A 16,757-nucleotide genomic window follows, 5' to 3' on the forward strand; every position below is an offset into this window, starting at 1 on the left:
TACGCTCGGTTTAGATAAGTCATACCACCTATTTTAGGCGATTTTGCTATTCTGGGTTATTGTATGATTAATGAATAAAGAATGTGTGCAACAGCCTATTCATATTTGTAACTTCCATCAGCGATGTTTTTCCCGCTGGCGGTTCGTTAAACCCGAATAAAAGGAGAAACTTCATGAATTTACTATTAACCATCATCTTTATGGTCTTGATTGGAGCTATCATAGGAGGATCGACCAACTATTTAGCAATTAAGATGCTTTTTCATCCCTACAAGGCTGTTTATTTATTTGGAAAACGCCTCCCCTTTACACCAGGTCTATTGCCTAAACGCCAAGAGGAATTGGCTACACAGCTTGGAAAAGTCGTAGTTGATCATTTACTTACACCCAAAAGCATTCAGAATAAGATTGTGAATGCTTCCTTTAAAAAGGATATGAATGAATGGATGCAAGGAGAAGTAAAAAAAGTCATAACAACTGAAAAAAGTCTGGATGCAATGTTCACTCAATTCGGAGTACATCAACCTGGAGAAAAATTAGAAAACTATGCTAAAGAATTTGTTTTGAATAAATATGATAACTGGCTTACCGAATATGGCCATCAAACCTTGGATGAGGTATTGCCTCCCAAAGTCAAAGAAAAAGTTTCAGAAACAATTCCGACACTCTCCACGTACATACTGCAGAAAGGAAAAGAATACTTTATTAGTGAGGAAGGAAAAGTGCGATTAGAGTTTATGGTTAACGACTTCTTTAAAAACAGAGGCATGTTCGGCAATATAATCCAAATGTTCGTGGGCAATGGAAAACTTGTTGATAAGGTGCAGCCAGAACTAATCAAATTTCTTGAGCAAAAGAAAACGGCAGAATTGATCACCGTTCTAATGGTTGGCGAATGGAGCAAAGTGAAGCAGTGGGAGTTTAGTAAAGTCTGGGATATGTTCGGTAATGAAAAAATCAAAGCATTGCTATTAGAAAAAACCGCAGAGTTACTCGCCATTGAAGAAATAATGAATAAACCGCTTAAAGAGATCACAAGTAATGTGGAAGAGCTAATTATAGAAAAAATGGTTCCAGCTGTGTTTGACCAGGGTATTGGCTATTTAGGCAAGCATATTACACCATTAATTGCAAAGCTACAAATCGCAAAAATAGTTGAAGAACAAGTTGCAGGTTTCCCAATGAAGCATCTTGAAAAAATTGTTTTATCGATTGCCAAAAAAGAACTATCGATGATTACGTATTTAGGTGCTTTATTAGGAGGAATTATCGGGATCGTTCAGGGATTAATTGCTGTTTTTATCCCGCATTAATGGAAAGTCAAAACCCCACCTCAAGGCTTAGAGAAATCGAGGAGCGCAGGTGGGGAAAGAACACCCCGCTGAGTTAAGGTTTCACTTTATGGAGGAAGAATATGTGTGATTTTCAGGTTAGATTTGGTATAGTGGAAAAGAGAAATCCATGAATGGGGGAATATGAATGAGTAATCTATATGATTCAGCATATGATTTAGAAAAAGCAATCCGTGAGAGCAATGAATACAAGGAGCTAAAAAGCCTATTTGATCAAGTCAACAGTGACGAATCTGCTAAAGGGATGTTCGAGAACTTCCGTAATATGCAGATGAACTTACAACAAAAGCAAATGACTGGACAAGAAATCACGCCAGAAGAAGTCGAACAAGCGCAAAAAACAGTGGCATTAGTTCAACAACATGAAGCCATTTCAAAACTGATGGAAGCCGAACAACGAATGAGCATGGCAATTGCTGATTTAAACAAAATTATCATGAAACCGTTAGAAGATCTTTACGGTTCTCCACAACAATAATCATTCACTTTGTTAATTCGTAACGGACTCATATCAAGGTGCAATTAAACAAATAAAAAAACATGGCCATTTTTAAATGATCATGTTTTTTTATTTCATTTTTAGCGAAAGTAGAACGGGGCATTAGTGGGGGATGAGAAAAACTGATGGAAATTTCACTTTTTTTCTAATAGGCCATGTGATTTAGCTAGCGTTTTCCTGTCTGGCAACTTGTAAGTGAACCTGAAATCAAAATGGAAAAATTCTTGCTATCCATATGTTCTACCGCCAATTTTTCCTTCATAAATTGGAATAGGAGGGGTGGTCAACATGGTGTATCGCTTACTTGCCGTGAATATTGATGGGACATTGCTTCAATCGAATGGCCGTTTACATAAATCCACGAGGGAAGCTATTGAATATGTACATCAAAAAGGTGTGAATGTAGCCCTTGTAACGTCAAGAAATTATCTCTCAGCAAAAAAAGTAGCGAAAGCGTTGAAAATTAATCCGATGCTGATTGCTCATCAAGGAGCCTTTGTCGGTTCAACGATTGAGAAACCAATTTTTATAAAAAGAATGAGTGAAGAATTAACACTTGAAATGGTTCAGCTGCTTGAAAAAACTGAATGTCAGATTCAATTAATCCGGGAAAAATCCTTGATTGGAAATCGAATGAATCTTCCTGAAAATTTGCTAGGAAAAACGATCATCTACAATAATGAGCCAAGTGTATATTCGCAGCACTTTGTAGATGTTTTAAGTGAAGAGTTAAACGAACAGCCATTTTCACCAGTGAAAATTGATGTGATTTTTAAAAGTCGTAAAGATCAAGCTGATTTGTTAATCTTATTTAAAGAGCTATTCCCCGAAGTGGAAGTAATCGAAAAACATTATCAAAAAATTATGATTGTTCCAAAAGGTGTTTCTAAATGGAATGGGATTCTTTATTTAGCGGACTATTTAGGCGTTAAAAGAAATGAAATTGTTGCAATTGGTGATGATGAGGATGACTTCGAAATGATTTCAGAATCAGGCCTTGGAGTTGCCATGGGCAATGCTCCAAATGATGTGAAGCTTGCTGCTGCATGGGTAACTCGTACGAATGATGAACATGGTGTGGCGTATATGCTGAAGGAGTTTTTTAGAAAGCAGTACGATATTGAATTTTTAACAAAGATGAACATGTTGAAATAATTAACAAAGAATAATTTCTAGTTTCCTTTCAACAAACTTAACAAAAGCTATATAGGTAAAAATGATGGTTAATTTCATTTTTATAGAGCAGATCATTCTTCTTTCTCGAAGTTAATCATTATAATAGAAGATTAACAAGAGGATAGGAGTGATACGATGAAACAACGGTATCTTTTTGAGTATGAAGTGCTTTCCACTCAGAAAAAAGGTGAATTTAGTCAAGTCGCCGAAACAGAAGAACAGGCTAAAGCATTGATCCACGAAAGAATCGTCGACTTGGAATTTACTGAGGATGAAGATGTGGTGATTGGACAGTTGTTAAAAGTATTAGATGCAGAAAAACAAATTTTTCAGTGTGAAGGCTGCGAATCTTAAATTTATCATCTTTCTATACTAACAAATCAACAAAAAACACATGGTTTTGCAGTTAGCCATGTGTTTTTTGTTGATTTATTTATGTTTTTCTTACATAATCTAATCATTATAAGTTAAGTATACTTATACTATCCATTGTTTTTGGACAGACTGATAGAGAGAACTACTGTTCAAATTTTAATCAATGCACAAGATATATGAAATCAGTCGAAACAACAAACAAAAAATACTGTAATTTTCAACTTAACAATAGTTACAGGAATTTAGTTTGCCTTATCTTAGCCTTACTAGGTGACAGATATAGAGATAATATGTTATGGTTTCATTTCTACATACTATTTAAGAATAAAGGACGAGGTGTAAGACTATGAATAAAACTGAATTAGTCAGTGCTGTAGCAGCACAAGCAGAATTAACAAAAGAAGATGCTAAAAAAGCGGTAGATGCGTTGATTGAAACGATCTCTACTACGCTTTCTAAAGAAGAAAAAATTCAATTAGTTGGATTTGGCACATTTGAAGTGCGAGACAGAGCAGCTCGTACAGGTAGAAACCCACAAACAGGTGAAGAAATTCAAATCGCTGCTTCCAAAGTTCCCGCATTTAAACCAGGTAAGGAATTAAAAGAAGCTGTTAAATAAGTAATTCTATTTACAATTGTGTAAAAAAACTCTGGGGATGAGTTCATCTCCAGAGTTTTTTATTTAATAACGTTTGAAAACGGTTATCCAGAAAAAAGTAAGATATGTATACCTTTTAACAAAGCTTTCGTTTACCTGCCGTTCAGTTATCGGTCGAAATTCCTTATAAAAGGTCGGAAAAGTATCGCTTTTAAATATTCAGATGAAATGATGGATTAGTCACTAGCAAATTGCTTTGGTTGTTGTTAACATTGACCGAACTAGTCCAATTCTGTAAAATGAGAAGGATATTTACGAAATAAAATTAAACAGGTGATCATTTTGCAAATTGAAATAAAGGGATTACATGATGAGCGGTTTGAACGTCCGCTTCGAAATATTGCGAACTTATTTTATGAAGAAACGGAAATTGTTTTTGGCGAGGCTAGTGATGCAGATTTTGAGGTGACACTTCAGTATGAAGTAACCGATAAAATTATCGTGACCGCAGCACTTCTGGTAAAAGCTACGCAAAAAAACTATACAGCTGGTTATGAGCAAGAGCTGATTCCAGCAAAAACTGATAAAGAGCAGTTTAAACAAGTGAAGCGAGTTGTTTCCCATGTGTATTTGGATGTGCTTCAGAAGATCACAGGCATCACACAGAAATGGGGTATCTTAACAGGAATTCGTCCCACCAAACTCCTCCATCAAAAGCTTCAGCAAGGGCTATCGAAAGAACAAGCACATGCTGAACTCCGTGAAGATTATTTAATTTCTGATGAGAAAATTGATCTAATGCAGCGTATCGTCGATCGTCAATTGGCAGCTATACCGGACTTATACGAATTGAAAAAAGAAGTGAGTATCTATATTGGGATTCCATTTTGTCCAACAAAATGTGCATATTGTACGTTCCCTGCCTACGCGATTAATGGTAGACAAGGTTCTGTGACTTCATTTCTTGGCGGTCTTCATTATGAAATTAAAGAAATGGGCCGTTGGATGAAGGAACATGGTGTCAAAATCACCACGGTTTATTATGGTGGCGGTACACCAACAAGTATTACTGCGGAAGAAATGGATATGCTGTACGAAGAAATGTATGCAAGTTTCCCGGATGTTGAAAAGGTTCGTGAAATAACAGTTGAAGCAGGGCGTCCTGATACGATTACACCAGAAAAGCTCGAAGTATTGAAAAAGTGGAAAATTGACCGCATTAGTGTGAATCCGCAATCATATATTCAAGAGACGCTGAAGGCAATAGGGCGCCATCATACGGTTGAAGAAACGATTACGAAGTTCCATCTTTCAAGAAAAATGGGCATGAATAATATTAATATGGATTTAATTATTGGCTTGCCTGGAGAGGAGCTACCTGAATTCCAGGTAACCTTGGATGAGACGGAAAAGCTACTGCCCGAATCACTGACTGTGCATACGCTATCGTTCAAACGTGCTTCGGAAATGACACGCAATAAGCAAAAGTATCAAGTGGCTTCGCGTGAGGAAGCCGAGAAAATGATGCGAACGGCCGAGAGCTGGACAGAACAGCATGGGTACACGCCATATTACTTATATCGCCAGAAGAATATTCTTGGCAACCTTGAAAATGTCGGCTATTCCTTCCCAGGTCAAGAAAGTTTGTATAACATCATGATTATGGAAGAACAGCAAACCATTATCGGGCTTGGCTGTGGGGCGGCAAGTAAGTTCCTTGATCCAGTCACAGGGAAGATTACTCATTTTGCCAACCCGAAGGACCCTAAGTCATACAATGACAATTTTGAACACTATACAGAGAAGAAAATAGAGATTCTTGAAGAGCTGTTCGGGGTTATACAAAAATAATCGAAGAAGAACCCTAGACCATGATAGAAATGGTGAACTGCCCCGTAAATGTTAGACACCAACTAATATTTACGGGGTGTTTTTATGTCTAAATATACAGTAGAAGTTAAATTACAAGCGGTGGAACGCTATTTAACTGGAAACGAAAGCTATAAAACCATTGCAGAGAGCATTGGTACAACTAAATCTCAAGTCATTAATTGGGTGAAATTATTTGAAGCACAAGGTGAAAAAGGTTTTAAGAAAGGCTATACAAGCTACTCAACTGGGTTTAAACTAGACGTACTCAATTTTATGAACAAAACAGGTGTGTCTCTTCGAGAAACGGCAAGCACATTTAATATTTCTTCCCCTGGTATTGTTTATCGGTGGGAGCAGTTGCTTAAGACAAAAGGATTGGACGCGCTAGAACCAAAGAAAAAGGGGCGTTCATCCATGAAAAAAGAAGCAAAGAAAATTGAATCACAAAAATCAATCTCAGCTGAAGGCTCAATAGAAGCCTTACAAGCGAAAATCCAGCGTTTAGAAATGGAAAATGCTTATTTAAAAAAGTTGAATGGTTTAGTTCAGATGCAGGAAAAATTACAACCAAAATCAAAACGCAAGTAATTTTTGAACTAAAGGAACAATATGAGGTCGTGGATTTAGTTCAAGTCGCAAGCATTCCACGCAGCACTTATTACTACTGGGAAAAACGATTGAATCAGGTCGATAAATATGAAGCTGTTAAAGAAGCAATCAAGATCATTTATCACGAACATAAGGGGCGTTATGGATACCGTCGTATTACGAAAGAACTGAAGAAATACGGTCTTACGCATGACCCGAAGACCATCAACCGCTTGATGAATGAAATCGGCTTAAAATGTATGGTTCGTATGAAGAAGTATCGCTCTTATAAAGGAAATGTCGGAAAAATCGCTCCTAACCTATTACAGCGTGATTTTAAGGCAGACAAAATGAATCAAAAATGGGTAACAGACGTGACCGAATTCCATCTCTTTGGAGAAAAGCGTTATCTGTCACCTGTTCTTGATTTGTGTAATGGCGAAATTATCGCATATAAAGTTATGAATCGACCGGTCTATCAACTTGTAGGTGATATGTTAAACGAAGCTGTTCAGCGCCTTCAACTAGGAGATGAAGTTATTCTTCATTCCGATCAAGGCTGGCATTATCAGATGAAAAAATATCAAAAAACATTAACAGAGCACCAGATAACGCAAAGTATGTCCCGTAAGGGCAACTGCTTAGATAATGCAGTCATTGAAAATTTCTTTGGCTTATTAAAATCAGAACTGCTTTATTTACAAAAGTTTGAGAGCATGGCGCATTTTGAAAAGGAATTAGAAGAATATCTTGAGTATTACAATCACAAGCGAATGAAGGCAAAATTAAAAGACCTGAGCCCGGTAGAATACCGAACTCAGATCTTAGAAGTCGCCTAAAATATTTGTCTAACTTTATTGGGTCAGATCATGGTCTAGGGTTCTTTTTTTGAGAATTTATATTAATAATCATCCGAAACTGTGTGGAAATAGCAAATATGCGTCAAATCCGAGATTTATGCATCAAAACGCAAAAATACCTATTCCCGTACAAGTGGCATTGTACAGCATCTAAACGAACCACCTGATTTAATAATTTCAGACAGGTCCACTTCAATCACTTCGTATCCTCTTGTGCGAAGTTGACGATTCACGTTCTTATTGCCGGGAAGACTGATGATTTTTTTTCTGCCGATTGAAAGTACGTTTGTCCCTAAAGTGAATTGTTCACAGTCATTAATTTCAATTAGGTCATAGCGTGAGCGAAGCAAATCAATTTCCTCTTTTGCAAAAGCATCTGGAAAAATCAGTGCTTCAGTTGAAGAAAGGATATTGAATACACAATCTAAGTGTAAAAATTTTTCATTAAACGGTAATGCCATGATTTCAAAATGAGGCAGAAGATTTTGTAACTGTACGATAGATTTTTCATCGGTTCTAGAACTAACGCCAATGTATATGGACTTCCGATCAATTAATACATCACCACCTTCAATATGTGTTTTGGTTAAGTCATAAAACGGCAATTGTTCCTCGGTAAGCCAGGATTTTAATACTTTGTCCTCACCTTGTCGCAAATGATTCGCCATTTCAGCAACAAATACTATTTTTCCAATAGTGAAACCAATGTCACGTGTGAAAACTTGTTCAGGAAAGGTTGCGAGGGTGGGAAGTTTATATACTTTCACATCCAAATCTTCTAATTGCTCAATAAATTGCTTATGCTGTTGCATTGCCAATACTCTGTCTATGTTTTCATTTTTAAATTGCTTTTGCGTGTCGTTAATCACTTCCCGGATTTCCATATATTGTGGTTCACAGACAATTACTTTCTTTAAAATATCGTATTCACTCGTGCAGTAACTTTCAGCCTCATGATTTACTAGCATATTTCTCCCCCTAAATTGACTTTTCCTTATATTCTTTCCTTTTTTCCATCATAGAAAACATTGAGATATAAAGGGGTTAAGAAAAAGAGGGTGAATAGAAATTGAAGTTAATCCCCCCAGCTCAAGGCTAAGAGGCATTGAAGAAATGGAGACCGAATTTTATAGGGAAATAATCATGAAAAAGCCAGTTTAATACGCTGGCTTTTGTTTACGAATGCTTAACGGTGAAAGAGAAGAAGTTTACCTGCGGAAGAAGTGCAACGGTGTGTTTTGTGTTCAAAGTTTTTTTCAATTAATAATTGCTGACCTATTTCTTTTGCCAAGTTATCATTTTCAGCTGTAAAAATCTCATCTAACAATTTTTCCCCGGATGGTTCAAAGACTGTCAATTTATAGGTTCTGCTCATGTAAAACTCTCCTTTTACTCTAGAATGACACACATTAAATGTTTGTAATTTTCAGTTTTATATAAGGATTATACCATTAATATTAGGATTTGCGTGTTGTACATGGATAGGAATTCCGTTAAGATGAAAGAAGAATGGTTCTTTATCCCATTTAAATTGGTAATAATAGCCTACATTCATTTTTGTGAGAAAATAGGTGCGGATAAAAAAACTATTGATGGAAGTGTTACTTTATAGGGGGGAATCTGTTGGCTTTACAAATTAAAGGAGTCACAAAAAAGTTTGGGGAATTTACTGCTGTCAATAATCTTAATTTCACAATTCCTGAGAAAGAAATGTTTGGTTTTTTAGGTGGCAACGGTGCTGGTAAAACAACGACGTTTCGGATGATTCTTGGTCTTCTTGACCCAACAGAAGGGGAAATTGTTTGGAATGGAAAGAAGATAGATTATGCGAGCAGCTCTTTAATCGGCTATCTTCCTGAGGAACGTGGTCTCTACCCGAAGCTAAAGGTGCGCGATCAGATTGTTTATCTGGCAAGATTAAGAGGAATGAACAAAGGAAAAGCTTTGAAGGAGCTAGAATATTGGCTTGACCGCTTTAAGGTTCCAGAATATATCGATAAGCGTGTTGAAGAATTATCTAAAGGAAATCAGCAAAAAATTCAGTTGATCGCTTCAATGATTCACAAACCGGAATTGCTTATTCTTGATGAACCATTTAGCGGGCTAGATCCGGTGAATGTGGAGATGTTGAAAGAGGCGGTCATCGATTTGCGAGATAGTGGCACGACGATCGTTTTCTCGAGCCATCGTATGGAGCATGTTGAAGAAATGTGTGAGCATCTTTGCATTCTGCATAAGGGATCACCTGTAGTTGAAGGTAAACTGAAAGAAATTAAGCGTTCATTTGGGAAAAAGAATGTGTCGATTCGAGCCGATTTTGATCTATCTTTCTTGGATGCTTATCCTGGTGTCACGAAAGTCAAGACAACGATGGAAGGGAAGGTTCTACAGGTGACGGGTGAGGATGTTGCTGCTGATATCATTCGTGATCTTGTACCAAGAGGGTTTGTCCGGAAATTTGAATTGGAAGAGCCGTCATTGACAGATATCTTTATCGAAAAAGTGGGTGCAGCCTATGAATAAATTTTGGATTGTGCTTTCGCATACCTATTTATCAAAATTAAAATCGAAATCTTTCATTATTACTACAGTCATTATGATGGCCTTAGTTCTTATTCTTTCTAACATGACGAATATTTTGAAGACATTCGGAAGTGATGACAGAGAGCTGGTTGCCGTCATCGATCAAACGGGAGAGCATTTATTTGATGGCTATAAAGCTGAAGTAGCCGCTGTGAACGATGAAATGACGATTATCGCTTCCCAAAATGAAGAAAATGCAGAGAAAAAGGTAACAGACGAAGAAATCAGCGGCTATCTACTTCTTGAAAAAGACGTGAACAATGGCTTAAAAGGAACGTATAAAGCCAATCAAATATCAGATTCAATGATTAGCAATGATTTATTTTTAGCGCTTTCTCAATTGAAAAGTAAACGTACAGCAAGCGAATTGAATTTGACGGATCAGCAAATCGTACAAATGAATACACCTCCAGCCTATGAAACGATTGCTCTTGCAGAAAACGCAAAATCAGAGGAAGACTTAAATCAAGCTCGGGGTCTTGTTTATGTGCTTTTGTTCGTCATTTATTTTGGTGTGTTAATGTATGCAACGATGATTGCGATGGAAGTGGCCACAGAAAAAACATCACGAGTGATGGAAATTTTGATTTCAAGTGTCTCGCCCATTACCCAGATGTTTGCGAAAATATTAGGTGTTGCCTTACTTAGCCTTACCCAAATGATCTTATTTTTCGGAGTGGGGTATGTCTCGATTAAACGAAATTTGACCGATATGAATGAAGGATTCTTCGCGATTTTTGGTTTTGGTAACACGAATATATCGACTATTATTTATGCGATCATATTCGCGATGCTTGGTTATCTATTGTATGCCACACTTGCCGCATGTCTTGGCTCCGTCGTCAGTAAAATAGAAGATGTACAGCAAATGATCTCACCGATGACGATGCTTGTTGTCATTGCTTTTCTGATTGCGATGTTTGGCCTTGGCAATCCTTCAGCTAGTTATATTACGATCACATCATTTATTCCATTTTTCAGTCCGATGATCATGTTTTTACGCGTTGGCATGCTTAATGTTCCTTTCTGGGAAATCGCCATAAGTATTGGCTTATTAATTGCGACAATTATCCTGTTAGGTATTGTTGGTGCTAGAATCTATCGTGGTGGCGTCTTGATGTACGGAAGCTCGAAATCTTTAAAAAGCATCAAAAACGCCTTACAATTATCAAAGAAAAATTAAGGGTCTGACCCCATACTCTATACACTGTTTATAGTCTCTTCACTTCATATAAACAATAAATAGTAGATATGGGGTCTGCCCCTCTTTTTTTTGCCAACATTCTATCTATAGTAGATGTGCGGTCTGACCTTTTTGTTAAGAGAGAGCCTTTTTTTTCATGAATGATAAAAATGGGAAAGTGTGTTCTGTTTATGCTACAATTAGGGGAAACTAAGAGACAAGAATCAAAACGGAATTGAGGTTTGAGTATGCGACCGATTGTTTTTTTACATGCGGCAGATTTGCATTTGGATAGTCCGTTTACGGGACTAAAATCTATGCCTCAAGCATGGGCAGACGAGTTACGGGAAAGTCCGTTTAAGGCGTTTCGCAGCATCATTGATACGGCCATTCACCAGAAGGTAGACTTTCTGCTTTTATCGGGTGACTTATATGACGGCGAAAATAGAAGCTTACGAACTCAAGTGAGGTTTCGAAGGGAAATGGAGCGTTTGAAGGCTGCTGGGGTTCCTGTATATATCATTCACGGTAATCACGATCATTTGAGCGGGTCATGGATACATGTGGATTTTCCTGATAATGTTCATGTATTTTCGGAAAAAGCGGAAATGAAGTCGTTTCACAAAAGTGATGGTACGCTAGTTCATCTTTATGGATTCAGCTATCCGAAGCGACATGTAACTGAGAAAATGATCGATACATATGTAAAAATAGAGGGAGCCGATTATCATATTGGACTTCTACACGGAAATTTAGAAGGCTTTACAGCTCATAGCCCATATGCTCCGTTCTCCTTACGAGATTTAACGGAGAAGAATTTCGATTATTGGGCGCTTGGTCATATTCATAAAAGGCAAATTGTCGCTGAGCAACCACTCGCTATTTATCCAGGAAATATTCAGGGAAGAAATCGCAAGGAAAGTGGAGAAAAGGGCTGCTATATCATCGAGTTGAATGGTGTTGATTGGAAACACAGATTTATTCGAACGGCAGAAATGATTTGGGATACAGCAACTGTAATAATTCCTGAAACAAGTACATTCGATTCGATCCTTACTGAATGCAAGAATAGGTTAACAAAGTATCATACTTTTACAGAAAAATATTTACTTGAGCTTATAATAGATGGTAGAAATGTTCATCATCCTAATGTATGTAGTGAAGAGTTTCTAGCAGACATTCTCTCTATTTTACAAGAGCAGTCAGAGCATGAGGAATGGAATGTGTGGCCATATCGGATGACAGTTCACAGGGACACGATGCCAGCTATTTTACAGGACACTCCGTTTACATCAGAGCTCCTTTCAAAGGTGGAACGTTTTACAGAATTTGAAGAAGCCCTACAGCCTCTATATCGGCATGGAATTGCTAAGAAATGGCTTGATTCTCTGACGGAAGAGGAACAAGAACAAATTCTAAAAGACGCCAAACGGATGCTTTTGCAAATGCTGCATTAAGGGAGGGGAGAGTGGTTTGAGAATAAAAGAGATATACATATATGGGTATGGAAAAATGGAAAATGAACGGTTTACAAATTTGACTCAATTGCATGTGTTTTTCGGGAAAAATGAAGCAGGCAAATCGACAATCATGTCGTTTATCCACAGTATATTATTTGGCTTTCCAACCAAAGTACAAAACGAGTTACGGTATGAACCGAAAATGCACGCTAAATATGGTGGGCTTCTTATTGTTGCAACAAAGGAATATGGCGAGATAAGAATTGAACGGGTAAAAGGAAAAGCAACGGGGGATGTATCTGTCACTTTTGAAAATGGTGAAGTTGCTGGAGAAGAAATACTTAACAATATCCTAAATGGCATGGATAAGGCCTATTATCAATCAATTTTTTCTTTTGACCTACAAGGTCTACAAGGGCTTCATGCGTTGGGAGAAGGAGACATTGGCAAATATTTGCTTTCGGCTGGTTTAGTTGGCAATGATAGGATTCTGGATGCAGAAGGGAGATTGCAAAAAGAGCTGGATCTACGGTTTAAACCGTCTGGACAGAAGCCGCTACTAAATAGTCAAATGAAGCAGCTGAAAGTACATCAACAAAATATGAAACATTCAGGTGATGAACAGCTGAACTATAACGAACTTCAAAGTGAACTAAAAGAAATTGGTGAAGAACTTGAAGATCTGAAGAAACAATTTCAAGTTAATGAAGAACAGCTATTTTATACAGGGGAATATCTTCGAATCAAGCCGCTTACAAAAGAACAGGCTGCCCTCCAATTGAGACTGGACCGGTTAGGTGATCAATTTTTTCCGATTGACGGTTTAAAACGGCTGGAACAGCTAAACTCTCTTCTTATTCAGCATGAGGCCAAGCAAGTTTCACTTCAACAACAGTATCAAGAACTGATGACTGGAAAGGAAAAGATGGCCCTTTCACCTTTTTTAGAAGAACATAAGGAAAGTATCGAAACAGCTATCGAGAGTTCTGCACTACTTGAACAATTGGAGCTTGATAAACATAAAGAGGACAAAGCTTTAGAACTAGCAAGTAAGGAAATCGACAATCTTAAGGATGATTTGTCCTTTAAAGACCATGTAGAAGCAATCCTACAGCTAGACTTCAGCACTTTTATGAAGGAGAAAATAAGAACGCTTGCTCAAAAAAAACGAGTGTTACGTAATGAAAAAGAGCAGCTTGATGAGCGGTATAAACTAGTAAAGGGACGGTTAGAACAGTCTGAACTGAGGCTTGAAGAACTAAAGTGTAGACGCTTGCCAAAGGAGCAGAGGCTAAAGCTCGAAACAGCAAAAGATCAAAGGCAAAATAAACAGTATCATATACTGAAAAAAGAAATGCTTGATGAACAAATTGCGGACTTGGAGCGGAACTATAAGGTACAGGAAAAAAAAGAGCGGGATCAACTTAGTAAAAAACGTGGTATTTTTTCTTTCATTAGCTTGATTCTATTAGGCTTATCGTTCTATTCGATTTTTACTAAGCAGACAATACTTACGTTTTTCTTTGTAGTTGCGCTGGTTGCTATTTGGTTAGGTTACTTCTTTTTTAAGGAGAAACACACGTTAGCCGATGACAAACGGAGAATTTCTAAGGTTAAAGAAAAGAGGGCGTCCATTGAGAAGGAAGAATCTCAAACTCGTTCAATGGAATATGGGTCAGATGCAGCTCTGCGTTTACTTGAACAAGATCGTGAACTAGAACGATTAATAGCCAATGAAGCATTTAAGAAGGAAGAACGGGAACAAGCATTTGATGATGTGATTCACGATTTTGAAACTTGGGAATCATCATGGAAAACCGTTCAGGCGGAAGCGATGACTATTGTTAAGGTATGGGGTATCCCAGATGAAGCGATCCAGCATGACCTAGAGGAAGTCTTTGGCTTGCTTGAAAAATTAAAAGTGAAAGTAGAAGAAAAAAACGTGATTCGTAAAAACAATGAGTATATTCATAGTGAAATACAAAATAGGAAGAAAACATTGTTTTATTATACAGGAGAGCTGGGGGAATATCCGGGTACTTGGCAGGAAGCTCTTACTATTTTAAAAAGAGCATTAAATGATTTGTTCGAAAAGAAAATTCAACTGAAACAGCATGTTGAGGAAGAAACGAAAACAATGGTTGAACTTGAGAATCACAAATCTGAAAAGGATTATGTCATCGGGCAAATACAAGAATTGTACGACAAAGCGAATGCGGAGGATGAAGATGATTTTCGCGAAAAAGCATTACGGGCTGAAGAAAGACTACAGCTTCTTAGCCAACTGAAGCTTGTCGTCATGCAACTGGAGCAGTCACGTTTACAAGGGAAACAGCTAACTGAGTATATGGGAATGGATATTAGTAAGTATACGATTGAAAATCTTGAAGCCATCCGAAATGAAATCACTAGTCGACAATCGATGCTACTAGAGAAACAATCGGATTGGAAACATAGAATTAAACAGCTTGAAGAGGGTGGATTATATGATGATAGAATGCATCAATTTCATGAAGCGCGCCAAGTGTTTAACGAAGATGCCAAAGACTGGGCCAAATATGCTGTTGCACGAAGTTTGCTGAATCAAACGATTGATACGTTCAAAAAAGAACGTTTTCCTAGTGTTATAAACAAAGCAGAAGAGTATTTTTCTTATTTAACGGATGGACAGTATAGCCGAATTTTCCTGAATCATGATACGGAAGGATTCACTGTCCAGCGCTCTGATCATCTGATGTTTGATGTCAATGAAGTGAGTCGTGGCACTGCCGAACAAATATACGTAGCGATTCGCCTTGCGCTCGCGGACCACACATTCAAGGATGATCCTTTTCCGCTTATCATTGATGATAGCTTTGTGAATTTTGACAGTAAACGAACAGGAAACACGATTGCTTTATTAGCAAAAATATCTGAACAAAGGCAAATTATTTTCTTTACATGCCATGAACATCTGCTCAACCATTTTTCACAAGGAAGCTTGACCTATTTATCCCGCATTAACGGGCAGTAAAACCCCCATTGATTGAAGTTTCGCTTTATCTAATCCTATGGGTGCCTCTTTATGAACAAATAATAGACATGCTGTTTTTCGTGAAAATCGAATAAGTTGAAACCGTACTATTGCGCGATATGGTATACTATTGATACTTAACTTAGAACGGGGGTATATACACATGCAAAAAGGCATCATTCACTTCGGTGTTGGTGAGTCAATGGATACATATATGTATATAAAAAGCAGTACCAAGGCAGTGGCTAGTAATGGCAAGCCCTTTCTGACACTGATCCTTTCTGATAAAACAGGAGAAATAGAGGCAAAGCTATGGGATGTTTCTGAAGATGATGAGCGTAATTTTTCCGGTGAAAAAACGGTCAAAGTGCTAGGAGAGGTTCAGAATTTCCGAGGACGCAGCCAATTGAAGATTCGGAATATCCGTTTGACGACTGAACAGGATGGTGTGACACCTGCAGATCTTATTCAAATAGCTCCATTGAGCCAAGATGAAATGATGGAGAAAATCACGCAGTATATTTTTGAAATGAAAAATCCGAATATCCAAAGAGTCACACGTCATTTGCTGAAAAAATACCAAAGTGATTTCTTAACATTTCCGGCTGCAACAAAAAACCATCATGAATTTTATTCAGGACTTGCTTATCATGTGGTTTCCATGCTTGACCTAGCGAAAGGGATCACTGCTTTATATCCGACACTTGATAAAGACCTTTTATATGCAGGAATTATTCTGCATGATCTTGGTAAAGTGAAAGAGCTATCAGGTCCAGTATCAACTGTTTATACAACTGAAGGCAATCTACTAGGCCATATTACGATTATGGTCAATGAGATAGGCAAAGCCGCTGATGAATTGAATATCCAAAGTGAAGAAATCATGATTCTACAACATCTTGTCTTGAGCCATCATGGCAAAGCAGAGTGGGGGAGTGCCAAACCACCTCTAGTTCGTGAAGCAGAGGTTCTTCACTATATTGATAACTTAGATGCGAAGATTAATATGATGAACCGTGCTCTTGAAAAGGCTAAACCAGGCGAATTTACTGAAAAAGTATTTGCTCTTGAAAATCGTTCATTTTACAAACCGACATTTTCTGAATAATGATACATGCACCGTGCGAAGATTTTGCATTGGTGCTTTTTTGTATTCATCAGAAACGGGTCAGAGCTTACACTTTATAGACCGTTAATG

14 protein-coding genes are annotated in these 16,757 nt (G+C 37.6%); 12 read left to right on the plus strand and 2 right to left on the minus strand.

Annotated features, from left to right (window positions below; translation table 11 throughout):
• Nucleotides 1-173 precede the first annotated feature (173 nt).
• The 7 genes from AC1MGI_RS10490 (at nucleotide 174) to AC1MGI_RS10520 (ending at nucleotide 7,299) form a co-directional block, all read left to right on the plus strand.
• Nucleotides 174-1,313 (plus strand): DUF445 domain-containing protein, encoded by a 1,140-nt coding sequence (locus AC1MGI_RS10490; protein ID WP_480349644.1) that lies wholly within the window; start codon nucleotides 174-176, stop codon nucleotides 1,311-1,313.
• Between the two features lie 166 nt (nucleotides 1,314-1,479).
• Nucleotides 1,480-1,830 carry a YlbF/YmcA family competence regulator gene (locus AC1MGI_RS10495; RefSeq protein ID WP_062182352.1) on the plus strand — a complete coding sequence of 117 codons (351 nt, stop codon included), beginning with the start codon at nucleotides 1,480-1,482 and terminating at the stop codon, nucleotides 1,828-1,830.
• Nucleotides 1,831-2,139: 309 nt separating this feature from the next.
• Nucleotides 2,140-3,006, plus strand: a complete 867-nt coding sequence (locus AC1MGI_RS10500; protein ID WP_480349645.1) for a Cof-type HAD-IIB family hydrolase — start codon at nucleotides 2,140-2,142, stop codon at nucleotides 3,004-3,006.
• A 156-nt stretch (nucleotides 3,007-3,162) separates the two neighbouring features.
• Nucleotides 3,163-3,381, plus strand: a complete 219-nt coding sequence (locus AC1MGI_RS10505) for a hypothetical protein (RefSeq protein ID WP_062182345.1) — start codon at nucleotides 3,163-3,165, stop codon at nucleotides 3,379-3,381.
• 367 nt (nucleotides 3,382-3,748) lie between these two features.
• Complete coding sequence (locus tag AC1MGI_RS10510; RefSeq protein WP_028393229.1) at nucleotides 3,749-4,021, plus strand: HU family DNA-binding protein; 273 nt, start codon at nucleotides 3,749-3,751, stop codon at nucleotides 4,019-4,021.
• Between the two features lie 321 nt (nucleotides 4,022-4,342).
• Entirely contained in the window at nucleotides 4,343-5,851 is a 1,509-nt protein-coding gene (locus AC1MGI_RS10515; protein ID WP_480349646.1) for a coproporphyrinogen III oxidase, read from the plus strand.
• Between the two features lie 84 nt (nucleotides 5,852-5,935).
• Nucleotides 5,936-7,299, plus strand: a protein-coding gene (locus AC1MGI_RS10520; protein ID WP_480349647.1) for an IS3 family transposase whose coding sequence is annotated in 2 segments (ribosomal slippage) — nucleotides 5,936-6,395 and nucleotides 6,395-7,299 — 1,365 coding nt in all. Because the reading frame shifts where the segments join, the coding sequence is not laid out codon by codon here.
• A gap of 140 nt (nucleotides 7,300-7,439) precedes the next feature.
• Here AC1MGI_RS10520 and AC1MGI_RS10525 read toward each other — a convergent pair.
• Nucleotides 7,440-8,288: a dimethylarginine dimethylaminohydrolase family protein gene (locus tag AC1MGI_RS10525; RefSeq protein ID WP_480349648.1), complete on the minus strand. Its 849-nt coding sequence runs from the start codon at nucleotides 8,286-8,288 to the stop codon at nucleotides 7,440-7,442.
• A gap of 218 nt (nucleotides 8,289-8,506) precedes the next feature.
• On the minus strand, nucleotides 8,507-8,695 hold the full coding sequence (locus tag AC1MGI_RS10530; RefSeq protein WP_480349649.1) for a YhzD family protein: 189 nt from the start codon (nucleotides 8,693-8,695) through the stop codon (nucleotides 8,507-8,509).
• 248 nt (nucleotides 8,696-8,943) lie between these two features.
• Here AC1MGI_RS10530 and AC1MGI_RS10535 point away from each other — a divergent pair, with 248 nt between their 5' ends.
• The 5 genes from AC1MGI_RS10535 to yhaM all read left to right on the plus strand — a co-directional run bounded on the left by AC1MGI_RS10535 (nucleotide 8,944) and on the right by yhaM (nucleotide 16,667).
• Nucleotides 8,944-9,843, plus strand: coding sequence for an ABC transporter ATP-binding protein (locus AC1MGI_RS10535; protein ID WP_480349650.1), 900 nt, complete (start codon nucleotides 8,944-8,946; stop codon nucleotides 9,841-9,843).
• A complete protein-coding gene (locus AC1MGI_RS10540; RefSeq protein WP_480349651.1) occupies nucleotides 9,836-11,086 on the plus strand; it encodes an ABC transporter permease in 1,251 nt (416 codons plus the stop codon). Before AC1MGI_RS10535 ends, AC1MGI_RS10540 begins: the two co-directional genes overlap by 8 nt.
• A 248-nt stretch (nucleotides 11,087-11,334) precedes the next feature.
• Nucleotides 11,335-12,543: a metallophosphoesterase family protein gene (locus AC1MGI_RS10545; RefSeq protein ID WP_480349652.1), complete on the plus strand. Its 1,209-nt coding sequence runs from the start codon at nucleotides 11,335-11,337 to the stop codon at nucleotides 12,541-12,543.
• A gap of 16 nt (nucleotides 12,544-12,559) precedes the next feature.
• Nucleotides 12,560-15,559: an ATP-binding protein gene (locus tag AC1MGI_RS10550; RefSeq protein WP_480349653.1), complete on the plus strand. Its 3,000-nt coding sequence runs from the start codon at nucleotides 12,560-12,562 to the stop codon at nucleotides 15,557-15,559.
• A 163-nt stretch (nucleotides 15,560-15,722) separates the two neighbouring features.
• Nucleotides 15,723-16,667, plus strand: coding sequence for a 3'-5' exoribonuclease YhaM (gene yhaM, locus AC1MGI_RS10555; protein ID WP_480349654.1), 945 nt, complete (start codon nucleotides 15,723-15,725; stop codon nucleotides 16,665-16,667).
• Nucleotides 16,668-16,757: the final 90 nt, after the last annotated feature.

Source organism: Peribacillus sp. BM1 (assembly GCF_056679975.1).